21 protein-coding genes are annotated in these 21,480 nt (G+C 60.8%); 13 read left to right on the top strand and 8 right to left on the bottom strand.

Annotated elements, in window-relative coordinates; translation table 11 throughout:
* Nucleotides 1-785 precede the first annotated feature (785 nt).
* The 3 genes from ABGT79_RS11580 to ABGT79_RS11570 form a co-directional block, all read right to left on the bottom strand.
* Nucleotides 786-1,205 carry a lysozyme inhibitor LprI family protein gene (locus tag ABGT79_RS11580; protein WP_346666298.1) on the bottom strand — a complete coding sequence of 140 codons (420 nt, stop codon included), beginning with the start codon at nt 1,203-1,205 and terminating at the stop codon, nt 786-788.
* A 411-nt stretch (nt 1,206-1,616) separates the two neighbouring features.
* Complete coding sequence (locus ABGT79_RS11575) at nt 1,617-2,318, bottom strand: DUF533 domain-containing protein (protein WP_346666297.1); 702 nt, start codon at nt 2,316-2,318, stop codon at nt 1,617-1,619.
* 108 nt (nt 2,319-2,426) lie between these two features.
* The gene (locus ABGT79_RS11570) at nt 2,427-3,872 is read right to left on the bottom strand and encodes a phospholipase D-like domain-containing protein (RefSeq protein WP_346666296.1); all 1,446 of its coding nucleotides are present in this window, start codon (nt 3,870-3,872) and stop codon (nt 2,427-2,429) included.
* Nucleotides 3,873-4,076: 204 nt separating this feature from the next.
* Here ABGT79_RS11570 and ABGT79_RS11565 point away from each other — a divergent pair, with 204 nt between their 5' ends.
* From ABGT79_RS11565 to ABGT79_RS11555, 3 genes are all read left to right on the top strand, one after another.
* Nucleotides 4,077-4,862 (top strand): nitroreductase family protein, encoded by a 786-nt coding sequence (locus ABGT79_RS11565; RefSeq protein WP_346666295.1) that lies wholly within the window; start codon nt 4,077-4,079, stop codon nt 4,860-4,862.
* Nucleotides 4,859-5,716, top strand: coding sequence for a DUF368 domain-containing protein (locus ABGT79_RS11560; protein ID WP_346666294.1), 858 nt, complete (start codon nt 4,859-4,861; stop codon nt 5,714-5,716). Before ABGT79_RS11565 ends, ABGT79_RS11560 begins: the two co-directional genes overlap by 4 nt.
* Nucleotides 5,717-5,923: 207 nt before the next feature.
* A complete protein-coding gene (locus ABGT79_RS11555; RefSeq protein ID WP_346666293.1) occupies nt 5,924-6,559 on the top strand; it encodes a hypothetical protein in 636 nt (211 codons plus the stop codon).
* A gap of 429 nt (nt 6,560-6,988) precedes the next feature.
* On the opposite strand, the gene ABGT79_RS11550 is transcribed toward ABGT79_RS11555, so the two are convergent.
* On the bottom strand, nt 6,989-7,417 hold the full coding sequence (locus ABGT79_RS11550; protein WP_294485094.1) for a molybdopterin-binding protein: 429 nt from the start codon (nt 7,415-7,417) through the stop codon (nt 6,989-6,991).
* A gap of 202 nt (nt 7,418-7,619) precedes the next feature.
* Complete coding sequence (gene ligA / locus ABGT79_RS11545; RefSeq protein ID WP_346666292.1) at nt 7,620-9,695, bottom strand: NAD-dependent DNA ligase LigA; 2,076 nt, start codon at nt 9,693-9,695, stop codon at nt 7,620-7,622.
* A gap of 151 nt (nt 9,696-9,846) precedes the next feature.
* Between ligA and ABGT79_RS11540 the strand changes: the two genes are divergently transcribed.
* Nucleotides 9,847-10,896 (top strand): lipoate--protein ligase, encoded by a 1,050-nt coding sequence (locus tag ABGT79_RS11540; protein WP_346666291.1) that lies wholly within the window; start codon nt 9,847-9,849, stop codon nt 10,894-10,896.
* Nucleotides 10,897-11,058: 162 nt separating this feature from the next.
* On the opposite strand, the gene yfcE is transcribed toward ABGT79_RS11540, so the two are convergent.
* On the bottom strand, nt 11,059-11,607 hold the full coding sequence (yfcE, locus tag ABGT79_RS11535; RefSeq protein WP_294485089.1) for a phosphodiesterase: 549 nt from the start codon (nt 11,605-11,607) through the stop codon (nt 11,059-11,061).
* Between the two features lie 191 nt (nt 11,608-11,798).
* Between yfcE and ABGT79_RS11530 the strand changes: the two genes are divergently transcribed.
* The 9 genes from ABGT79_RS11530 (at nt 11,799) to ABGT79_RS11490 (ending at nt 19,324) form a co-directional block, all read left to right on the top strand.
* Nucleotides 11,799-12,347 carry a hypothetical protein gene (locus tag ABGT79_RS11530; protein ID WP_346666290.1) on the top strand — a complete coding sequence of 183 codons (549 nt, stop codon included), beginning with the start codon at nt 11,799-11,801 and terminating at the stop codon, nt 12,345-12,347.
* Between the two features lie 157 nt (nt 12,348-12,504).
* A complete protein-coding gene (locus ABGT79_RS11525) occupies nt 12,505-13,191 on the top strand; it encodes a cytochrome c3 family protein (RefSeq protein ID WP_346666289.1) in 687 nt (228 codons plus the stop codon).
* Between the two features lie 15 nt (nt 13,192-13,206).
* Nucleotides 13,207-14,448 (top strand): 4Fe-4S dicluster domain-containing protein, encoded by a 1,242-nt coding sequence (locus tag ABGT79_RS11520; protein ID WP_346666288.1) that lies wholly within the window; start codon nt 13,207-13,209, stop codon nt 14,446-14,448.
* A gap of 42 nt (nt 14,449-14,490) precedes the next feature.
* Nucleotides 14,491-15,492 (top strand): RnfABCDGE type electron transport complex subunit D, encoded by a 1,002-nt coding sequence (locus ABGT79_RS11515; protein ID WP_346666287.1) that lies wholly within the window; start codon nt 14,491-14,493, stop codon nt 15,490-15,492.
* Entirely contained in the window at nt 15,489-16,064 is a 576-nt protein-coding gene (gene rnfG / locus ABGT79_RS11510) for an RnfABCDGE type electron transport complex subunit G (protein WP_294485080.1), read from the top strand. The genes ABGT79_RS11515 and rnfG overlap by 4 nt, the downstream gene beginning before the upstream one ends.
* Nucleotides 16,065-16,074: 10 nt before the next feature.
* Nucleotides 16,075-16,755, top strand: coding sequence for an electron transport complex subunit E (locus ABGT79_RS11505; RefSeq protein ID WP_346666286.1), 681 nt, complete (start codon nt 16,075-16,077; stop codon nt 16,753-16,755).
* A 65-nt stretch (nt 16,756-16,820) separates the two neighbouring features.
* A complete protein-coding gene (locus tag ABGT79_RS11500; protein ID WP_346666285.1) occupies nt 16,821-17,393 on the top strand; it encodes an RnfABCDGE type electron transport complex subunit A in 573 nt (190 codons plus the stop codon).
* A 54-nt stretch (nt 17,394-17,447) separates the two neighbouring features.
* On the top strand, nt 17,448-18,314 hold the full coding sequence (gene rnfB / locus ABGT79_RS11495) for an RnfABCDGE type electron transport complex subunit B (RefSeq protein ID WP_294485075.1): 867 nt from the start codon (nt 17,448-17,450) through the stop codon (nt 18,312-18,314).
* Nucleotides 18,315-18,349: 35 nt separating this feature from the next.
* On the top strand, nt 18,350-19,324 hold the full coding sequence (locus ABGT79_RS11490) for an FAD:protein FMN transferase (RefSeq protein WP_346666284.1): 975 nt from the start codon (nt 18,350-18,352) through the stop codon (nt 19,322-19,324).
* A 165-nt stretch (nt 19,325-19,489) separates the two neighbouring features.
* Here the strand turns inward: ABGT79_RS11490 and ABGT79_RS11485 are convergent, their stop codons facing one another.
* Both ABGT79_RS11485 and ABGT79_RS11480 read right to left on the bottom strand, forming a co-directional pair.
* Nucleotides 19,490-20,368 carry an ATP-binding cassette domain-containing protein gene (locus ABGT79_RS11485; RefSeq protein ID WP_346666283.1) on the bottom strand — a complete coding sequence of 293 codons (879 nt, stop codon included), beginning with the start codon at nt 20,366-20,368 and terminating at the stop codon, nt 19,490-19,492.
* A 2-nt stretch (nt 20,369-20,370) separates the two neighbouring features.
* Nucleotides 20,371-21,411: an ABC transporter ATP-binding protein gene (locus tag ABGT79_RS11480; protein WP_346666282.1), complete on the bottom strand. Its 1,041-nt coding sequence runs from the start codon at nt 21,409-21,411 to the stop codon at nt 20,371-20,373.
* Between the last annotated feature and the right edge of the window lie 69 nt (nt 21,412-21,480).

Here is a 21,480-nt window from a genome sequence, read left to right as displayed (position 1 = left end):
ACGCCAAACATCAATGGAGTAAAACTTTCCAGCTTGTTTTCATTAGTAAAAAGATTATTATTATCATTTATAATAACAAAAATTACCGCAATACAGACTTGATTAATACTCATCTTCTTGATATTAATAATTAAAAAAAATTAATAATACCTATGGTCATCCTATCGGTGATAGAGTTATTACATACATTGCCGATGTATTACCTACACATTTCATCAAATACGGTATTCTCGGTCGGCTGTGGGGCGTTGAATTTTCTGTTTTTGTAGAAAATGTTTCCAGAGAAGCAATGTGAGAACTGTCTGAAAACGTATATCGTGATATAGCACAGCTCATGCTGGCCGGGAAACGACAAGTTTCATGCAGCATCAGTATAACGCCGTGCCTCGATAAGAACTCCTTCGATGAAGCATATAAAATTGCCGATGAGGCACTTTATCAAGCCAACCGACAAGGAAAAAACTGCTGCGCCATGGCAGCTTAGCAGCGTCGTCATGTACGATTTGCATCATCGTCATATGACGTATCCTTTCGCCTCATCACGCCGTTTTACGGGAGAGGACAAACCATTCCAGAGTATAAAAAGGCGCGTTGTCAAAACGCGCCTTTGTTATGCACTTCAGAGGTGAAAACCATGCCCCAGACAGCTTGCCTATAGCGTCGCGGCGAGCCCCGCGCCCCGTGACGAGGCGGCTTCGGCCTCAGGGCTTCGATGCATTCCCGTTCACGAAACGATGCGGCACTCCTAGGACGCCGCGTGCCTCAACGAATCCGCAGCACAGGCCCTACTCGCCCTGCCCAGCCATGCTTCCCAGTTCCTGCGCCTGTTTTTTCGTCTCCCGCGCCAGAAAATCAGCACCGAGGACCGGTCCCATGGTGCCCTCCTCATAGCCCATGATCGCGTCAGACATGGCCTCCTTGTACTGCACCCACAGGCGTTCCGCATTGCGAAGACGATTCTTGCACGCCTTCGGATCACCCGTATCGCCGCACCGCTTCATGGCCGCCGTGTAATTGCTGTTCAGCTCGGCATCCCAGTACTTGTATGCCTGGTCAAGGCACATGCGCATTTCCATCGTCACGCCCCCCGACTTTTCCATGCAGGCGTCAAAGCCCGGCGCCAGCTCTTCTTCCGCCAGGCACGGCTGAACGGTTCCCAGACACACGAGCAGCGCTCCCACGCCCAGCGTCGACGCTCTTTTCATACCTCGCTCCTTCACAGTTTTCCTCCTTTCCCTGCATCGCGCCTCGCGCGCAGGCCGGAGACGTTTCACCCGCAAGAAAAACTGTCTCAGTGTAGTGCAAAAAGCTCGCGCCGCAAAGTCCTGCCGAAACTGTGATGCGGCAGAACCCTGCGGCGCAAAGGCGCTTCATAAGCATTTGAGAGTGCTCCCCCGTCAAGTCGTCATTCATTGGGAAATCAGGCCGAGACGGACACGTCATATCATCCTGTTACTAAAACAGTTAACTATCAGTCATAATCTCTTTAAGAGCCGAGTCTGTGGAGCTCAGGCGGAAATGCGTCACGCCTGTAAATCCATCAGATTTTATGAAGGGGCATGCGTCCTGCTCCGGCGCGCGTCAGCAACGCGCCGGAAATAAAGAGCCGAAACTCTCTAGCCCGGCAGAAGCTGCTGCCTCGCCTGCGCCACTTCATGCTCCAGCGCCGTCTTTCTCTCGGCGGAGAGATGCAACGCCGAGGCCAGACCGTCAAGATAGCTGCGTTCCATAAAATGATCGACGTCCACAATGAGGCAGGAGAGCCGATACAGATCGTCGCCCTGCTCCGGCGAACGCACTTCTGCCGCCAGCCGGGACGGATCAATGGATTCGCTCATCAGACCATTCATGACTGCGGACATGTCTCTGCCCGGGCAGAGCTGCTCCACCAGATTGAGAATGCGTCCCTGTTCCGTCGCGTCGATATGCCCGTCAGCCCGGGCCGTGTACACCATGGCCCGAAGCATGAGCATGGCCGTATTGTCCAGCGCAGGCGCGGGCACAGAGGCTCCGCCCGTTCCCCCGAACGTCTGCCGGGAAACCACTTCGACTTCCTCCGTCTGAGCGCCACGGCTCTGACTCCACTTCTGATAAAAATTCCAGGCCACGGCGCCCGCTCCCACCAGGGCGGCGTCCTTCAGCACGCTCTTGGAAACAAAGCTGCCCAGAAGCGCGCCCAGCGCCCCGGCTCCGAGCAGTCCGCCGAGTCCGCCGGGCGCTTTGGAAGTGATATCGGAAGCCGTATTCTTCGCCTTGTCGGCAAAGGAACCAAGCGTGGATTTGAGTTCAGGGGAATTCAGAATATCGAACAGCGACATGGCAAACTCCTTGCATGACATGGGGTAGCGTATGTTACTCACATACGGCATTGGGCGGATAAGTCAACGACAGAAGTCTTGCGTAATATTGCGCTACCTTTCAGGGAGTCAAATATACGGACTGAGCAGCCAGCACAGCGAATCAAACAGTTTCGAGGGAAGCGCGGCGCGGTCATAGTCTTCGTAGCGCATCCGGCGCGAGCGGGACAGCACCTCATCGGCGTAGTCCGAAAGCTCCTTCTGAAAAGCCGGATCGGCCACCTCGACATTGAGTTCAAAATTGAGAAAGAGACTGCGCGGATCGAGATTGGCCGACCCCATCAGCGCATACCAGTCATCCACCAGCAGAAGCTTGGTATGGGCGAACGGCGGCGGCTGATACCAGATGCGCACGCCCATTCTGGCCAGCGGCCCCTGGTAGCGGCGGGAAGCGTGATGCACGTAGAAAAGATTGTTCTGCGCCGGAAGAATGACGTCCACCTGCACGCCGCGCTGCACGGCGGCCACCAGCGCGCCGGACAGCTCGCGCGGAGGAATGAAGTACGGCGTAAAAATGACGACCCGTCGTCTGGCCGCGGAAATCACGCCGCACAAAAGCTGATGAATGTCTTCCCGACTGCGGCCGAGGCCGTCGAACACCAGACGGCAGCGGGACGCGCCCTTCTCCTCCGGCTCCATGAGCGAAGGCGGCGTGGGCAGCTTGCTCACGAAAGCCCAGTCCATGAGAAAGGCTTCCTGCAGGCGCGCGGCCACGGGCCCGGTGCAGCGAAAATGGATGTCCTGCACGCGTCCGCGCCGCGGCAGCGTGACCAGATGATGATCCCCGATGTTCATGCCGCCGGTAAAGGCCACGGTTCCGTCGCAGGCGAGCACCTTGCGGTGCGTGCGCAGATTCACGGCAAACATGGGAGGCCACAGGCGCGGCGGCAGAAACATCTGTACCTTCACGCCCTTCTCGCGCAGCTTGCGCCACGGCTTGCGCAGCGAATAGATCATGCCGCCCAGCCCGTCCACAATGAGCCTGACGTCCACCCCTCGTCTGGCCGCATCTTCAAGCGCGTCGGCAAAGGCGCGGCCCGTATCGTCGCCGCGGAAAATATAGGTGGACAGGCAGACCATGCGCTTGGCCTGTCCTATGGCTTCCAGCATGGCCGGATAGGCCTCTTCGCCGTTCTTCAGAAGTTCCAGCCGGTTGCCGCGCATCATGCGGCGTCCGGTGAGGGCGCGGCCCACCTTCAGAGCCTTCCATTCCACGGGAAGAGACTCGTCGTCCTCTTCGGCGTTCAGACGGCGATCCAGGATTCTGTCGGACGAATCCTGCCTTCTGGCCGCCTCGTCGAGAAGTCGTCCGGCCAGACTGTCGGCCCGGCTGATGCCGAAAAGCGAATACGCGAGACTCCCCAGAAAAGGCAGCAGCATGATGCTCGCCACCCATGCCAGAGCGGACTGCGAATCCTTTTTATGCAGCAGCGCGTGTATGACGCAGAACACCGCCCAGACAAAACCAACAACGGCGACCAGCGCCCCGAGCACGACAACAGTCAGCGATTCCATGAATTGTTCCCTGTCTGAGGAAAACTGCAGAGAAAATGCAGACCCCGCAGCACGCGGCGCATGTCCGACGCCGCAGCCCGCGTTCTGCTGCAGAAAGGAAAAACGATGCCGACGGCGACGCCGCCAAAAGGAAGTTCTTCCCCTTTCGCGCATTTTCCTCTATGCTGCACGGACATTCTTTAGCACACACCTTCAGGAAAAGCCATGATACACATTGAGGATTCCCGTTGCGTCCGTTGCGGGCTGTGCGCCCGAGTCTGCCCCCTGCACTGCTTTCACGTTTCCGGCGAAGGCGTGCGCATTCACCATGAGGAATACTGCATGCACTGCGGTCACTGCGCGGCCGTCTGTCCTCAGGCCGCCGTGCAGCTGGACGGCGTGAATCCCGACACGCTCGCTCCCGCGGCTCCGCTGCCCGATGCGGACAGTCTTGCGGCGCTCATCCGCGGCCGCCGTTCCGTGCGCGAGTTCAAGGAACAGAACGTGCCGGAAGAGCTGCTGCTGAAAGCTCTGGATGTCGCTCGCTACGCGCCCACGGGCAAGAATCTGGAAAACGTGAGCTGGCTCGTGTTGGAAGGCCGGGACGTGCTGCGCCGCGCGGCTGACGCCGTGGCCGACGCCTTCCGCGGAGACAAGCGCCTCGCCAGTGTGGTGCTTTCCCACGACCGGGGCGGCGATCCCATTTTCCGCGGCGCGCCCTGCGCGGTGTTCGCCTGCGCAGGCGGCTCCTATGATCTCGACATCGTGAACTGCTCCATTGCCGTGTCCGCGCTCGATCTGCTGCTTCCCGTCATGGGCCTCGGCGGCTGCTGGGCCGGCTATGTCATGCGGGCGGCGGCCATGAGCGAAGACGTGCGCAAGGTCATGGGTGCGGAAGACGGTCTCATCCCCATGGCGGGACTCATGATCGGTGTTCCCGACATCCGCTACCGCCGCATTCCTTCCCGTCGCGAGCTGCGCGTGCGCCTGGTGAAGGGAGACAAGGCATGAGGGAAAAGCTGCGCTACCTTCTCTGCGGACTGGCCATGGGCGCCGCCGACGTGGTGCCCGGCGTGTCCGGCGGCACCATCGCCTTCATCACCGGCATCTACGACAAGCTGCTGAACGGCATCAAGGCCTTCAACATCACGTTCTTCCGGCTCTTCTTCACCGGACGCTTCAAGGAAGCCTGCGCGGGCATTCCCTGGGGCTTTCTGCTGCCGCTGGTGATCGGCATCGGCACGTCCATCTTCAGTCTTGCGCGCCTGACCCTCTATCTGCTCCACGCCTGGCCCGAAGCGCTGTGGGCCTTCTTTTTCGGGCTCATCATCTCGTCCATCGTGCTCATGACCCGAGGTCAGCGCATGCCCGCAGGCAACGTGCTGCTGCTCGTCGCGGGAGCCGTGGCGGCCTGGTTCGTCACCGGAGCCGAAGCCATGACGGCCTCCCACGCCCTGCCGAACATCTTCGTTGCCGGATTCATCGCCCTGTGCGCCATGATTCTGCCCGGCATATCCGGCTCGTTCATGCTGGTCGTCATGGGACAGTACGCCTTCATCCTTTCCGCGGTGGTGCATCTCAATCTGCCGGTGCTTCTCACCTTCATCGCCGGGGGCCTGTGCGGACTCATGAGCTTCAGCCGAGTGCTCGCCGCGTGCTTCCGGCGCTATCCCTCGCAGACCAACGCGGTGCTCATCGGCTTCATGGCCGGATCTCTGCGCACGGTATGGCCGTGGCACAACGGCACGCTGCCCGCGCTGCCGCCGGCCATGGACGGCATGGTGCTGCTCGCATTTTTCACCTGCGCCTGCGGCGTGGCCCTGCCCCTGCTGGTGCAATACATCGCCACGAAAAAAACATTCTAGCCTTCGTCCGTTTTCTGTATCCGTGCAGAAAACGGACTCTTTTTTCCTGCAACTTTCTCTGAAACAAACGTTCCGCATTTTCTTCATCGACACCGCTTGACAAGTGCGTTCTTCACGGCGAATATCCATCACCCTTTCCCCGGTCCAGGGGCGGTCATTTGCTGCTTTTTTTTGCAGAAAAACAGACTTCATCACGATGTGCCTGCCATGAATATCCGCTTTTCATCTTTACAGAACAGGGAACTTTTGTCTGATCTGAAAACCATTGCCTGCGCGCTGCGCCTTCTCTTCGGGCTCGGCCTGGGCATTCTGGTCCTGTTCCTCATTTTCTGGTGGGATGCCGGACGCCTTTACCCCTTTGCGGAAGTCGGCCCCACGGAGATTTGTCAGACGCTGCTGCTTCTGGCAAGTACGGCGATTTTCTTTTCCGAGGCGCGCCTCTGTCCGGACATGCGCCGGGCCCTGACGCTTGTCGGAGGTCTCACCGGCTGCATGCTCATACGCGAGCAGGACTACTTTCTCGACATGATCTCTCACGGCTGCTGGAAGTGGCCGGCCCTCACGCTGGCCTTCGTCTGCCTGGCCTTTGCGGCCTCAAATCTTCGAGACGCCGCCGCCGGACTGGCGCGACTGATCCGCTGGCGACACTTTCCTCTTCTTCTCGCCGGGCTCGTCATTGTTCTGGCGTATTCCCGACTGTTCGGCACAAGCATGCTGTGGAAAACGCTGCTGCCGGACGGCGACTGGCGCGCCGCCAAAAATGCGATGGAGGAATCCAGCGAACTGCTCGGATACGCGCTCATCTCCACCTCCGCGCTGCTGCTGCGCTTCGGCAAAAAATAGTACGCCACTCTCTACCGGGGGACGACGCATGCGCCGTCGCTGCGAAGCCCTGATTTTCCCGACGCCTCGCTGCAGAACGCCTTCCGGCATGAAAACGCAGCTCCGTCACGACTGCGGAGCCTGCGCGCCTCATCTTGGAACCGATATGGAGAAGAGCAAATGATGCTGAAACTACGGCGTCAGCGATGCTGCGACGCATAAAAATGAAAAATGACTCGACGCAAAGACACGGCATCAGCGATGCAACACCCGGGCATCAGAAATATGATCCTGCGACACGACGCAGAAAAACAACATCAAAAAAGACACGAAAAAGGGGCACGCGAAAACGTGCCCCTTTGCCTGTACAGGAAAAGTTCTTCCAACCAGAAGCAATCTGCGCTGCCTGCCGTTCGGCTTGACGCCGCCCGCCCGTGCAGGTCTCGAGCGTTACTTCTTGACGGCAATCAGAACGTTGGGAGACTTGAACATGGCGACCACGGTGCAGCCGCGTTCCAGACGCAGACGGTTCACGCCTTCCAGCGTGACGGTGGCGTTGATTTCCATGCCGCTGGGGGTCTGAATGAGCACTTCGCCGTTGACGAAGCCGCGCACCAGCTTGACCACCTTGCCGGTGAACTGGTTGCGGCAGGAAAATTCGTATTCGTTGTCGTCAGCCACAAGCATGATTTCCGTAGCCTTGACAAGGGCCACGGCTTCCTTGCCTTCGGCCAGGGAAAGATTCTGGAAGCTGGCGTGGGAAATCTGGCCGTAAATCTTTTCTCCGGTTTCCAGGGTCACTTCGACCTCATCGCTGAGGCTTCCGGGGATAACAGCAGTGATTTTTCCGGGATAGGCATTGCGAGAGCTGGTCTTCATCATAATCTCCTGATCAAATAAACGCTTATCAGCGTATCTCCGCACGGCCACATGATACACAGCCAGACCGCCTCCGCGGCCCCGGCAACTGCCATCCATCTTCCGTCCATGGGAGGACACTGAAAAAAATCTGGCCCATCATATCCAATAAAACACCAACGCGCAAGTGCGGCAAGGGGCTTTTTCGGTATCCGACGGGAGATTACCGACTGATTTCTCCCTGAAGCAGAGCAAGAAATCCGTCTTCATCCAAAACGGTGATACCCAGAGTTCTGGCCTTGTCAAGCTTCGAGCCGGGGTTAGCGCCCACGATCAGATAATCCAGCGTCTTCGACACCCCGGACGCCACGTTGGCTCCGGCGGCTTCGGCCATTCTGCGGTAGTCGTCGCGCGGGCGGGAAAGCGTGCCCGTAAAGAGCACCTTGCGTCCGGCAAGCGCTCCCGTGCCCTCTTCCCTGCTGCCGCCCTTCGGCCAGAGCCCCATGGCGCGGAAGCGCTCCAGAAGTTCGCGGTTGGAATCCGTTTCAAAAAAGGCCCGGATGCTGCCCGCCACCTCGGGACCTATGTCCGGCAGGCTCATGAGCTCCTCTACTCCGGCCTTTTCCAGCTCGTCCATGTCGTGAAAATGCTCGGCCAGCGTGCGCGCGGTCTGCTCGCCCACCTGACGAATGCCCAGCGCGGCAATGAAGCGCGTCAGCGTTGCGGAACTCTTCGCCTGCTCCAGCGCGGCCACGAAATTGCCCGCAGACACCTCGCCCATGCGTTCATAGCTCATGAGCTCCTCTTTGGTCACAGTGAACAGGTCCGCCGGACTCTTGACCCGCCCGGATTCAATGAGAGCCTCCACCCATTTCGCTCCCACGCCGTCCACGTCCAGCCCGGCCTTGGACACGAAATGCACGATGCTGCGCATGATGACCGCCGGACAGGCCATGTTCAGGCATCGCCACGCCGCCTCGCCTTCCAGTCTCCGGGCCGGAGAGCCGCACACGGGACACACATGCGGAAATTCAAAGGGAACCAGGCCTTCCGGTCTTTTTTCCAGCACGGGCCCGATCACGTCGGGAATCACGTCCCCGGCGCGCTGGATGACGACGATATCGTTCTCGCGCAGATCAAGACGGCGGATTTCATCCTCGTTGTGCAGCGTGGCGCGGCTCACCATCACGCCGCCGAGGCTCACGGGCTCGAGTTCCGCCACAGGCGTGAGCACGCCCGTGCGTCCCACCTGAACGGCTATCTTCTTCAAACGCGTTTCCGCCTTGCGGGAGGTGAACTTCCAGGCCACGGCAAAGCGGGGCGCGCGCGCCGTAAAGCCCAGCGCGGCCTGCGCCTCCCGTTTGTCCAGCTTGTACACCACGCCGTCTATCTCAAAGGGCAGATCGTCGCGCACGCTTTCCAGATGTCTGTAATACGCAAGCGCCTCGTCCGCATTCCGGCAAAGACGCCCCTCAGGCGGCGTGTCGAAGCCCCAGTCCTTCAGCGAGGCCATGAGCGCCGAGTGCGTCGTCCACAAGGTCATGCCCGGCGCGTCCACCTCGCCGAGACTGTACGCCAGAAAACGCAGCTTGCGGCTCGCCGTCACGTTGGTGTCGAGCTGACGCAGCGATCCCGCCGCGGCGTTGCGCGGATTGGCAAAACGCTTCTGTCCGAGTTCGGTCTGCCTTTTGTTCAGCTCCTCAAATTCCCGACGAAACATGAGCACTTCCCCGCGAATCTCGATGCGGCGCGGAAAAGGTCCGTTGCCCCGCAGACGAAGCGGCAGATTGCGCACCGTGCGCATGGCTTCGGTCACCACTTCCCCCACTTCGCCGTCGCCGCGGGTGAGCGCCTGCACCATCACGCCGTTCTCGTAGGCCAGTTCACAGGCAAGGCCGTCCAGCTTCGGATCCGCCCACCACGCCGACATGACGTCGGGCCCGGCTTCGGGCAGCGCGCGTGAGGCCTTCTGCACGAAGCCCTCCCACTCTTCAAGGGAAAACACGTTGTCCAGACCGTACATCCTTTCGCGGTGCGGACGCGTTTCCAGATACGGGAGCACGGCCCCGCCCACGCGACGCGTGGGAGAATCCAGCGTGCGCAGATCGGGAAAGCGTTCTTCCAGCTCCACCAGTTCGCGATACAGCGCATCGTAAGCCTCGTCGGTGATCTCAGGCGCGTCCAGCTGATGATACAGGCGATTGTGGCGGTCTATCTCCCGGCGGAGCTTCGCCGCCCGGGCCTCGGCTCGGGCATGTTCGTCCCTGACGGGAGCGTCGAATAATGAAAGCTGATCCATGACTTCCTCGAATCTGCAATAGAGTGGACTAATTGAACTTCGCTCTTTTGCGGCATACTGCCACGACGCCGTGCCGAGGGCAAGCGATCCCCCTTGCGCAGCGCTCTTCCGCCCCTTATAGTCGAGCGCACCCGTCATCAAGGAGTCCGACATGTACGCCCTGCGCATAGCAAGCACCGATCCCGCCTTCAATCTGGCTCTGGAAGAAACCCTCTTCAACTCGCTCGGCCCGGAGAATCCGGGCATCTTTCTCATCTGGCGCAACGCGCCGTCGGTCATCATCGGCTGCCATCAGAACACCGCCGAAGAAGTGAACGCCGCCTACTGCCGCGAGCACGGCATCGCCGTCGTGCGCCGCCCCACCGGCGGAGGCGCCGTGTATCACGATCTCGGCAACGTGAATTTTTCCTTTCTTGTGTGGGTGGAGAAAAACCGTCTTGCCGGATTCGAGGCCTTCATGCGTCCCATGGTGGCCGCGCTGCGCGACCTCGGCGTGAACGCCGAATACACCAGCCGCAACGACATCACGGTGAACGGGCGCAAGGTGTCGGGCACGGCTCAGCGCCGCTCCGGGCAGCGCATGCTGCACCACGGCTGCCTGCTCGTGGATGTGGACACCTCCGAGCTCAGCAATGCGCTGGCCGTGGACGTGGAAAAATTCCGCTCCAAGGGCGTGGCCTCGCATCGGGCGCGGGTGGCGAACCTTCGCGAATTTCTGCCCGCGGGACTGAGCGGCGCGCAGTGCATGGACATGGTGATCGAAGCCATGACGCGCCGCTGTGCGGACGAAGAGCGCACGCTGGATCCCGCCCTCAGGGAGCAGGCCGAGGCGCTCGCAAACGCCCGCTACCGCCGCTGGGAGTGGAACTGGGGGCAGTCGCCGCGCTTTACGGAAAAACGCCGTCACCGCTTCGGCTGGGGCAGGCTCGAATGCCTGCTCGACGTGCGAAACGGCGTCATTTCTGGCTGCCGCCTGTTCGGCGACTTCTTCGCCCTGCGCGACATCCGCGAGCTGGAAACCATACTGACGGGCAAACGCGCCGACGCGCCTTCCCTGCGCAGAGCGCTGGCCGACGTGCCGGTGGAAAGCTGGTTTTCCGGCGCGCGTCGTGAGGAACTTCTCGACATGCTCTGCGGCGATCCCGTCCGGGACGATAAGGCTCAACACGCCTCGTCCGGCAGCGAGTCCGAACCGTCCTAGCCGAGGTCGGCCGCGCTCCGGGGAAATCGCCCGGCAACACGCTCCCGTCACGCGGACGGCAAAAACGGCCGAGCAATCAAAAGCTCCCCCGCCGCGCCGGAGCAGAACCATCGCAAAAAAAACGCGCCTCGTCCGCTGCGGGAAAGAGGCGCGTTTTTTTTATCAGAAGGAGCACTCCCGATACACGGAGCCGTCCTCAAGATTCAGCCAGCGGAACACGCCGTTCTCCCACAGCATGCAGCTGTGGGCGCTGCCTTCCTTGGGAATGGAAACGGAGCCGGGGTTCATGGCCACAAAGCCCTCGTGCCTGTTGCACACGGGCACATGCGTGTGACCGTACAGCAGGATGCTGCCGGAAGGGAACGGAGGCGGCGTCTTTTCGTTGTAGTGATGGCCGTGCGTCGCATACGCCTCGGCATTGCCGAGCGTGAGAACGGCGTATTCCGCCATGATGGGAAAGTCCAGCACCATCTGATCCACTTCGCCGTCGCAGTTGCCGCGCACGCACAGCAGCTTCTCGCGCAAAGGATTGAGCATGGCCATGACCTTTTTCGGCGCGTATTCCTCCGGCAGGTCGTTGCGCGGACCGTGATAGAGAATATCGCCGAGAATGAGCAGTCTGTCGGCGTTCTCCTTTTCAAAGTATTCCAGCAGTCGGCCGCACCAGCGGGCCGAACCGTGAATATCGGAAGCAATAATGAGTTTTTTCATGCGATCTCCTTTGCGCCGACCATGCCAGAGTCGAGAAAAAAAATCGAGTCCCGCCCCGGCGGTCGCGGGGAGGGAATGCAGACGAGCCCGCCGAGCGATACCGGAACAGTCCCCAACCTGCGACGCGGGGAAGAAAGACCGCTTTTCCCCCCTTTTCCGATGAAGATGACGCCCGACCGCCGGGAAACGCCATGCAGCGCCGCCATGTTTCCGGCAGTCTGACGCTGCCTGTGCGGCACACTGCAAAACAGCGCCGATTTCCGGCATATCAGAGGACGGAACACGGCCCGCCCCTTGTCCGACAACATGTTCCCGTCTCCTCGAAGGCTCGGAAAACGCCTTTCCGCGTCCTTCTCAGGACGCGCGGCATGGCGCGGATTTGTCACAAAGCTGATAAGTTTCTCACACGACAACAAAAAAAATTTTTTACATATACGCAAAATGAAAAAGATGTCAATTTATTTATTTTTTATAATAATATAAATATATTACATCAAATATCCACATCTGCATGTTTTCGTCGCCCCGCAATGAGCATACCGTTCCTGCAATATCGAGCTGAAGCTCTCCGCGAGTCGCTCCTCCTTTCACGAAAAAAGCAGCGCCTCCCCTTTTCAGGTGATCCGACGGCAGATGTCCATTTCATCCAGAAAAAAAAGGATGATACGTTAACGCAGCTTCCTTTTCCGCCAAGTTCCGTTTTGAACGACAAAAAGAAAAAACACAAAAAAATCAGCTGATAAGTAAGCAATAACATGTGAAAATTATGTTTTTACCCCTTCTCAACCTGTGAAACATGTTATATGAAAAAAGCTAAATCAGGGGGAGAAGACATTGCGTAACGTAACATATATCCTGACTGGCGCGCTGCTGATTCTGGCTGTGGGAGGATATCTTATGCCGGAGAAATCCGACCCTCTTCCCAACAGAATCCTCATGGACAACTCGGCCGGCCGCGTGGTCTTCAACCACGGCGCCCACGCCGAAAAACTCGGCATCGACTGTCTGACCTGCCATCACGACGCGCCGACGCCGGAACAGGCCGGAGTGAGCTGCAAGAGCTGCCACGGCCTGGAATTCGACGCATCCTTTAAAGGACACTCCTACACCATGGATCCTTCCACCTGCGCGACCTGTCATCATATGACGCTCTCGCACAAGAAGTGGGGACATTCCAGGCATACGAAGGAATTCAAGCTCGAATGCACGTCGTGCCATCACGGCCCGCAGATAGAATCCCGGCCTCAGAACTGCGCGAACTGCCATGACCGCAAGACCGACATGGGGCCGATTCTCTCCCTGAAGAACGCCGTGCATACGCGCTGCGCAAGCTGCCATGAGGACGCATTCAAGAAGGACGACATGTCCTCATGCGCGACCTGCCACACCGCCACGGCGTCACGCGACCTGCAGATGCAGGGCAGACTCCCCAAGAGCGCGCTTGTTCCCTGCTCCACCTGCCACGAGACCGAACCCTCCCGACTGGTTCCCGGAGTCATGTCGGCCTACCACGGTCTGTGCATCTCCTGCCACGAAAAGCAGGGAGGCCCCGTGGACAACTGTGCGCAATGCCATACGAAATAGAGACGGGGAATAGCCATGAAACAGTTTTTTAGGATGATAAGGGATCCTCGATTCCGCCTTGTCTACAACGAACAGAGACCGTTCGGCGAAGGCCCCGCCCCCAGGAGGATTCGCCTCAACCGCGAAGGCTTCACCATGGTTGCGGGCGTCAAGAAGAAGACGTTCGTGTACCCCGGCATGCTGCTGGCCGAACATCCCTCGCTGGAAAAAGGCGATCTGCACGCCCCCATCTACGGCGTGATTACGGAAATCAACGCCCGCAGCGTCTTTGTGGACGCCGTGAATCCCGCAGACATGGAACCCGGCACGTTTCCCGATCTGCCTGAACCCGTCGATCTTCTCCGCGAGGGCAAGGAAGGCGAGGAGCTCGTGCTGACCATCAAAAAGATGGGCGTCAACACGCGCTCTCTGGGCTGCCGGGCCAAAACCCTTATCGTGAACGCGCTCAATCCCGAGCCGGGCGTCTGCTGGGCGGAACCCATGCTCGCCCAGCATGCCGACGAAATCCGCACCGGCCTTGAACTGCAGCGCCGCCTGCGCCGCGCCGAGGAAATCATCATGGCCGTTCCCACGGGATGTTCCTCGCCCATTTCCGGCGTGAAAACCGTGGAGGTGGATCCCACCTATCCCAACAGCGTAAACGAGCTGCTCATCAAGGAAGTCACCGGCGAGGAAGCCCCGCCGGACGTGGCCGCCGTGGGCCTGCACAACGTGTGGAGCCTCGGCCGCGTGGGAACCACCGGTCTGCCGCTCATGGAAACCGTCATCACCATCGGCACGGCCACGGAATGGGCCAACTACATCGTGAAGAACGGCAGTCTGGTGGGCGAGCTTCTGGAGTTTTCGCACATCACGCTGAAAAGCGGAGACACCATTCTCCGCGGCGGTCCGCTTCGCGGCGAAAGTCTGGACAGGCTTGATCGAAGCATCACCAAGGGCGCGTACGGCTTCTTCGTGGTGAACGCCGGGGAAGTGCCGCCCATCGAGGGCGACAGCGCCTGCATCAACTGCGGCGCGTGCATCCAGATATGCCCCACCCGCATCGATCCGCGCATGCTCAGCCGCTACGCGGAATTCGGCAAATACAACATGTCCCGGAAGGAAAACTTCCGGCTCTGCGTCGACTGCGGGCTCTGCGGCTACGTGTGCATCGCGCGTCGGCCCGTGCTTCAGTACATACGCCTTGCCGTCAAAAGGCTCGCGGAAGAGGAACGCCTTGCAAGCCTCACTCCCGTCGAGCCGGTCAGCAAGGGCTAGCCTCTATCCGCGCACGCCGCGAGCACATCAGAGAGAACAGACATGAGCAATTCCAACAACGATATTCTCCTTGCCATCAGCACGCCCCCCTTCTGGCACTGCGGGCGCACCATACGTAAAAACAGCATCCACACGCTCATAGCGCTCGCCCCGGCCGTGGTGCTGAGTCTGATTCAGTGGGGCATGCCGGCGGCCCGAGTCATGGCGCTCGCCGTGGTGGTCTCACTCGTCACCGAAGCCGTCTGCCAGACGCTCATGAAGCAGAAGCTCAGCCAGGACAACGGCACCGCCGCCATTACCGGCCTGCTGCTCGCCTTTCTGCTGCCCGTTTCCGCCCCGTGGTGGCTCGTGGTCATTGCCGCGGCGTGCGCCATGGGCATAGGCCGCATGGCCTTCGGCGGCTACGGCGCCAACCAGGTCAACGCCACCCTCGTGGGCTGGGCCCTGGTGTTCGTTTCCTTCCCGCTCTACATGGATCCCACGGCCTCGGTGCTGCACACCTCGCTCATCGATCCCCTGCTCAAGGCCAAGTACTTCGGCGGCGCGGCCGTGGCGGACTTCCCGCTTACCGACCTGCTGCTCGGCCGGCAGCTCGGCGGTCTCGGAGCCGCGCAGTCCGGCGCGCTCTTTCTCGGCGGCATGTATCTGGCCCTGCGCGGCGTCATCCGCTGGGAAGTGCCGTTCTCCTTCCTCATAGGCGTGTTTCTTTCCGCATCCGCGCTGCATCTGGCCGACCCGGCCCTGAGCGCCGGGCCCCTCTTCCACATCTTCAGCGGCTCGACCGTGCTCGCCGCCTTCTTCCTCGCCACGGAAGACTCCTGCTCGCCGCATCGCCGCCTGCCCATGCTGCTCTACGGTCTCACCGGCGGCATCCTCGTGCTGCTCATCAGAACCTTCGGCATCTACACCGACGGCGCGCCCTTTGCCGTCATGCTCATCAACCTGCTTGCGCCCATGTTTGCCCTTATCCGCTCGCACCCCTTCGGCACGAAGCCCGGAAAGGCCGCACGCGCGTTCAGCCGCAAAGGGGGAACCAACGCATGAAAAGCATTGTTCAAATGATACTCGTGCTGTCCATCCTGTGCGGCACGGCCGGATTCTGCCTCTCCTACCTTAAAATGACCACGGCTTCGCGCATCGAAAGCCAGGCGCTCACCTTCGTTCAGGGCCCCGCCATTCTGGACGTGTTCAAGGACGCCGACAATTCTCCCATCAACGACCGCCGCGCCTTCACCCTGAAGGACGGCCGCACCGTCAACGTCTTTCCCAGCATGAAGAAGGGAAAGCTCGTCGGCGTGGCCGTGGAACAGTTCGGCAGCGGCTACGGCGGCGATCTCGGCGTGGTGGTCGGATTCAACGTGCAGAACGACACCCTTGCCGGCATAGGCATCACCACCATGAAGGAAACCGCGGGCGTGGGCACCAGAGTCAAGGAACCCGCCTTTCTGAAGCAGTTTCCCGGCAAGAGCCTGCCCGTCAAGCTGAGAAGCCAGGGCGGCGACATCGACGCCGTTTCCGGCGCCACGGTTTCGTCCAACGGCGTCATGGGCGCGGTGGACAGCGCCGTGGCCGTTTATCAGGAACTCAAGCCTCTCCTTCTGGAGACGTGGAAATAACGGAGGAACCATGAATCGCTTCATGCAGGAACTGACCAAGGGTCTGTGGAAGGAACTTCCTCCGTTCCGGCTGCTTCTGGGCCTGTGCCCCGTGCTCGCCGTAACCAAGAGCGCTTCCAGCGGCGTGGGCATGGGCATGGCCGTGCTCTTCGTGCTCACCCTCTCCAACATGCTCATCTCCATGGTGCGCAACATCATTCCCTCCAAGGTGCGCATCGCCTGCTTCATCACCATTTCCGCCACGCTCGTGGTGGCCGTGGAACTGCTCATGCAGGCCTACGCCTATCCCTTGTATCTGCAGCTCGGCATTTTCGTGCCGCTCATCGTGGTGAACTGCATCATTCTCGGCCGCGCCGAAGCCTTTGCCGCCAAGAACCCCGTGCATCTCGCTATTGCCGACGGCCTCGGCATGGGACTCGGCTTCACCATGTCGCTCACCTTCCTCGGCTCCATCCGGGAAATTCTCGGCGCGGGCACCTGGTTCGGTCACCCCGTCATGTGGGACGGCTTCCAGCCTTTCACCATCATGGTGGAAGCGCCCGGCGCCTTCCTCTGCCTGGGGCTCACCCTCGCCGCCATGAACTACGGCACGCACCGTCAGCTCATGAAGAAGAGCCGCGAAAATTCCGAAGAGCTGCCTTCGCCCTGCGGCGGCTGCCGCGCCTGCGCCATGGGCCGCAATAAAGACTGAACCAGCCACGGCCGCCGCCGTACCCGCTACGGCAGAGCGACCGGCAGACGACAAGGAGAACGCCCATGAGCGTTTTTGAAGTTTTCATTTCCGCCATATTCGTCAACAACATCGTGCTCTCCCAGAACCTCGGCAACTGCCCCTATCTGGGATGCTCCAAGGAAAAAGGCGTGGCCCTCGGCATGGGCACCTCCGTCATTTTCGTCACTGTCATGGCCACGCTGTGCACGTGGCTCGTGCAGAAATATCTGCTGGTTCCCACCCATCTGGAATATCTGCAGACGCTGGTGTTCATTCTCATCATCGCCTCGCTCGTGCAGTTTGTGGAAATGTTCCTCAAAAAGGCCGTTCCGCCGCTGTACGCTTCGCTCGGCATCTTTCTTCCGCTCATCACCACGAACTGCTGCGTGCTCGGCGTGACGCTGCTCGTGCAGAGAGAACAGTACAACCTCGTCGATTCCCTGTTCTACGCCTTTGCCACGGGCGCAGGCTTTCTGCTGGCCCTGCTGCTCATGGCCGGCGTGCGCGAACGTCTGGAAACCTGCCGCGTTCCCAGCGCTCTGGCGGGCACGCCCATCGCGCTCATCATGGCAGGCATCATGTCTCTGTCCTTCATGGCCTTCAAGGGCATGGTATAGGCGGGGCCGCTCCCGCTTCGACAGCTTTCCATCGTCAGCATAAGGACGTCGCTCATGGTTCTCTACTCCATACTTGCTCTTACCGGACTCGGCTTTGTGGCCGCCGTCCTGCTTTCCGTCGCCTCCCGCGTCTTCGCCGTCCATGAGGATCCCATGGTGGGAAAAGTTACCGACAGCCTGCCCGGCGCAAACTGCGGCGGCTGCGGCTACGCCGGCTGCGAAGGCTATGCCAACGCCGTAGTGCATGATCCTTCCATTCCGCCGAACCTGTGCGTGGTCGGCGGCGCCAAGGTGGCTTCCGCCATCGGCGAGCTCACCGGCAAGCTGACCACCGAAATGGAGCCGCTCGTCGCCTACCGCCGCTGCGACAAGAACGCCGGTCAGGTGGCCCGCCGCTTCGACTACAAGGGCATCCCCTCCTGCGCCGCGGCCGCCGCCCTGCATCACGGCTCGGATCAGTGCGGCTTTTCCTGCCTCGGCTTCGGCGACTGCGTCAAGGAATGCCTCACGAGCGCCCTGCACGTGGAAAACTTCATCGTGGAAGTCAACGAATCCATGTGCATAGGCTGCGGCAAATGCACCAAGATCTGCCCCAGAAACGTACTTCAGCTCATTCCCAAGCGAGCCCGAGTGGCCATCACCTGCTCCACGCAGGACAAACTCAAGGCCGTCATGGACGTGTGCAAGGTGGGCTGCATTCACTGCTCAAAATGCGTCAAGACCTGCCCGGCCAAGGCCATAGCCATGGTGAACGACCGCATTCAGATCGATCAGAAGCTCTGTCTGGAATACGGCGACTCCTGCGGTCAGGCCTGCGCCAAGGCCTGCCCCCGCGGCATTCTGCGTCTGCACGGCGCAGCCGCGCTCGCCGCTCAGGCCGAAGCCTGTGAAAAGGCCAGAGCTCAGGAAAAAGCCGAATAGTCTTCCCTTCCCTCCGTCGCCTCTGCGAGGTTTTCATGCTCACCCGACGCTTCTTTCTCCGCTGTCTCACCGCTGCCGCCGCAGCCGCTCTGCCCGTTTCCGCGCTCGCCCGAACCGCGGCCCCTGCTCCCTTCACCGAAACCCGCGTCATGATGGGCACGTTCGTCACCATCAAGACCTGCGGCGTTTCCGAAATGCAGGCGGCCGACGCCGTGGGCAGAGCCTTTGAACGCATGTCGGAGCTCGAAGCGCTGCTCACCCGATTCGACAGAGCCTCCGCCCTCGGGCAGCTCAATGCCACCGGACGCCTCAAGGATGCGCCGGTGCCGCTGCGCACGGTGGTGCAGGCGGCCTCGCGCATGCACGCTCTCACTGGCGGAGCCTTCGACCCCACCGTGCTTTCGCTTCTGGAAGTGCTGGAGCGCTCCTCGGCAGGCATCGACGCCAAAGAAGCGGCCGAGGCTTCGGAACTCATCGGCATGACGCACGTTGATGCCTCAGGCAGCGACATCCGCTTCGACCGCAGCGGTATGAAAATGAGTCTCGACGGCATCGCCAAGGGCTACATCGCCGACGAAGGCGCGCGCCTGCTTCGCGAATCGGGCGTGAGGAACTTTCTGGTCAACGCCGGGGGAGACATCGTGGCTCAGGGCGGCAAAAACGGCGCTCCCTGGCGCGTGGCCGTGGAAAACCCGGAAAAGTATCGCGGCAACACCGCCTATCCGGCCGTCCGCAATCTGACGAATCAGGCCATGGCCACGTCCGGCACCTATGAGAACAGGCTCGACGGGAAAGGCACGCTCAATCACATTCTGAATCCCGCAAACGGCCTCTGCGCCACGGTTCCCGGCGCCTCCGTGGTGGCCGCCTCGGCCATGGAGGCGGACGCCCTCGCCACGGCGCTTTGCGTCATGTCCCGCCCGGTGGCGTTCATGGAAGGCGTGCCGCAGGCTTCCTGCCTGATAACCCTGCCGACAGGCAAGGTGCAGCGCTCCAGCCGCTGGAGCTGACGGCCCCGCGGCGTTTTGCCTGCATCCCGCCTTTCGGCAACGTCCCGCGTTTCGCCCTCACAGGGGCAGGGCGAAAGCGCGCTGCGCCCGACGCTGCTCGCAACGCCGCAACGTTCTCCGGTTTTCCTTCAGAACGCGGCCGCCGGAACGTCGTCCGGCTTTTTCTCAGCGCAGCACCCGATGCCCGGGCGACACTTCTTCAAACGTCGTTCCGAGCTCTTCTTCGTCATAGGAAAGAATGGTCCGCGCTCGCTCATACCGGGGGTCAGGCTCCGGCATGGCGGAAAGCAGCACGCGGGTATAGGCATGGCAGGGGTGCGCAAACAGCTCGTCGGTCTCCGCCTCTTCCACAAGACGTCCTGCGCGCATGACGCCCACGCGGTCGCACAGATACCGCACCATGGCCAGATCGTGCGAAATGTACAGGAAGGAAAAGCCCTGCTCCTGCTGAAGCTGCTGAAAAAGCGTCACTATCTGCGCCTGCATGGACACGTCCAGCGAGGCCACGGGCTCATCGGCAATCACAAGTTCCGGATGCACGGCCACTGCCCGGGCTATGGCCACGCGCTGACGCTGACCGCCGGAAAGCTCGGCAGGCTGACGGCACAGCGCCGAGGCGTCCATTCCCACGCGATGCAAAAGACGTTCCAGAACCTCCCGGCGCTCTTTGCCGCGCGGCAGAAGCCCCCAGACTTCCAGAGGCTCCGCAAGAATTTCCTCCACGCTCATCACCGGATTCAGCGCCGCCGAGGAATCCTGAAAAATCATCTGCATGCCCCGTCGCACCTCGCGCCGATGCCGCCGAAGCACGCTGCGATCCGAAATTTTCAGGCCCTGAAACCATATTTCTCCCGAGCTGACCGGATAGACGCCTATGATGGTGCGCGCCAGCGTGGACTTGCCGCAGCCCGATTCTCCCACAAGGCCGTAGATCTCTCCCGGACGCAGCGTCAGCGAAAAATGACGCACCGCCTCCACAGTGAGGGAGCGATCCACAACGAAATTCCGGCAGCAGTCGCGAATCTCCAGAAGGGGGCTAGGCATGTTCAACGCCCCCTTCCGCGCACGGGACACGCCACGCGCGGCGCCCGCGGATCAAGAAGCCAGGTGGCTGCGCTGTGCCCCGCAGACACGGGGAAGAACGGCGGCATTTCTTCGTAGTCGATGTCGAGGGCGTATTCGTTGCGTTCGGCAAAGGCGTCGCCGCGGGGAAGATGCGTCATGTCCGGCGGCATGCCGGGAATGCCGCGAAGACGCTCGCCCCGCCGCGCCCTTGAAGGCAGCGCCTGCAGAAGTCCCCAGGTGTAGGGATGCCGGGGATCATAAAAAATGTCCTCCGCGCTTCCCGTTTCCACAATTTTCCCCGCGTACATGATGGCCACCCTGTCGGCCACGCGCGCCACCACGCTCAAATCGTGCGTGATGAGCACGATGGCCGTGCCCCTGCTCGCGCTGACCTCACGGAGCAAATCAAGAATATGCGCCTGCACGGTGACGTCGAGCGCCGTGGTCGGCTCGTCGGCAAACAGCACGAGCGGATCCAGTGCCAGCGCCACGGCCAGCACGCAGCGCTGACGCATGCCTCCGGAAAAGCAGTACGGCTGCAGCTTCATGCGCTGTTCCGGGCGATCTATGCCCACAAGACGCAACAGCTCCACGGCTCTGCAATCGGCCTCGCTCCCGGATACCCCGCGACGGCGCAGCGCCTCCGTGATCTGACGCCCCACCGGCATGGCGGGATTCAGCGACGTCATGGGATCCTGAAACATCATGGAAAAGAACTCGCCCCGCAAGCGCTGCATCTGCCGCTCGGAATACGCGCAGATGTCTTCGCCAGCCGCCAGAATGCGACCGCGAAGGCGCGCCCGCTCCGGCAGCAGCTTCATGACCGCCCGGCAGAGCACGGACTTGCCGCAGCCCGATTCCCCCACCACGGCCAGAATCTCGCCCGGGTGCAGCGCGAGAGAAACTCCCCGCACCGCATGCAGCGTGCCCGACGGCGTGTCGAAATCCACTTCCAGATTCTCTATCTGAAGAACCGGTTCCTTCGATGTTTCGCTGTTCATCCTCTGACCCGCACCTGTCATGATCGACGATTCCGCCCCAAAATTTCTCTGAACGCAGACGGTTCCGCCGCAAAGAACCTCTCTCCACGC

It is taken from the genome of uncultured Mailhella sp. (assembly GCF_963931295.1).
In the GTDB taxonomy this organism is placed as follows: Bacteria; Desulfobacterota; Desulfovibrionia; order Desulfovibrionales; family Desulfovibrionaceae; genus Mailhella.
The sequence above is the reverse complement of the archived record's forward strand: the minus strand, read 5'-3'. Positions and strand labels throughout refer to the sequence as shown.

Bases quoted from the DNA above. Each gene is read 5' to 3' on its own strand.
- ABGT79_RS11490 (WP_346666284.1), top strand. From the start codon at position 18,350: ATGCTCACCCGACGCTTCTTTCTCCGCTGTCTCACCGCTGCCGCCGCA.
- ABGT79_RS11480 (WP_346666282.1), bottom strand. From the start codon at position 21,411: ATGACAGGTGCGGGTCAGAGGATGAACAGCGAAACATCGAAGGAACCG.
- ABGT79_RS11530 (WP_346666290.1), top strand. From the start codon at position 11,799: ATGCAGCGCCGCCATGTTTCCGGCAGTCTGACGCTGCCTGTGCGGCAC.
- ABGT79_RS11570 (WP_346666296.1), bottom strand. From the start codon at position 3,872: ATGGAATCGCTGACTGTTGTCGTGCTCGGGGCGCTGGTCGCCGTTGTT.
- yfcE (WP_294485089.1), bottom strand. From the start codon at position 11,607: ATGAAAAAACTCATTATTGCTTCCGATATTCACGGTTCGGCCCGCTGG.
- ABGT79_RS11555 (WP_346666293.1), top strand. From the start codon at position 5,924: ATGAATATCCGCTTTTCATCTTTACAGAACAGGGAACTTTTGTCTGAT.
- ABGT79_RS11485 (WP_346666283.1), bottom strand. From the start codon at position 20,368: ATGCCTAGCCCCCTTCTGGAGATTCGCGACTGCTGCCGGAATTTCGTT.
- ABGT79_RS11505 (WP_346666286.1), top strand. From the start codon at position 16,075: ATGAATCGCTTCATGCAGGAACTGACCAAGGGTCTGTGGAAGGAACTT.
- ligA (WP_346666292.1), bottom strand. From the start codon at position 9,695: ATGGATCAGCTTTCATTATTCGACGCTCCCGTCAGGGACGAACATGCC.
- ABGT79_RS11515 (WP_346666287.1), top strand. From the start codon at position 14,491: ATGAGCAATTCCAACAACGATATTCTCCTTGCCATCAGCACGCCCCCC.
- ABGT79_RS11580 (WP_346666298.1), bottom strand. From the start codon at position 1,205: ATGAAAAGAGCGTCGACGCTGGGCGTGGGAGCGCTGCTCGTGTGTCTG.
- ABGT79_RS11565 (WP_346666295.1), top strand. From the start codon at position 4,077: ATGATACACATTGAGGATTCCCGTTGCGTCCGTTGCGGGCTGTGCGCC.
- ABGT79_RS11540 (WP_346666291.1), top strand. From the start codon at position 9,847: ATGTACGCCCTGCGCATAGCAAGCACCGATCCCGCCTTCAATCTGGCT.
- ABGT79_RS11520 (WP_346666288.1), top strand. From the start codon at position 13,207: ATGAAACAGTTTTTTAGGATGATAAGGGATCCTCGATTCCGCCTTGTC.
- rnfB (WP_294485075.1), top strand. From the start codon at position 17,448: ATGGTTCTCTACTCCATACTTGCTCTTACCGGACTCGGCTTTGTGGCC.
- ABGT79_RS11575 (WP_346666297.1), bottom strand. From the start codon at position 2,318: ATGTCGCTGTTCGATATTCTGAATTCCCCTGAACTCAAATCCACGCTT.
- rnfG (WP_294485080.1), top strand. From the start codon at position 15,489: ATGAAAAGCATTGTTCAAATGATACTCGTGCTGTCCATCCTGTGCGGC.
- ABGT79_RS11500 (WP_346666285.1), top strand. From the start codon at position 16,821: ATGAGCGTTTTTGAAGTTTTCATTTCCGCCATATTCGTCAACAACATC.
- ABGT79_RS11525 (WP_346666289.1), top strand. From the start codon at position 12,505: ATGCCGGAGAAATCCGACCCTCTTCCCAACAGAATCCTCATGGACAAC.
- ABGT79_RS11550 (WP_294485094.1), bottom strand. From the start codon at position 7,417: ATGAAGACCAGCTCTCGCAATGCCTATCCCGGAAAAATCACTGCTGTT.
- ABGT79_RS11560 (WP_346666294.1), top strand. From the start codon at position 4,859: ATGAGGGAAAAGCTGCGCTACCTTCTCTGCGGACTGGCCATGGGCGCC.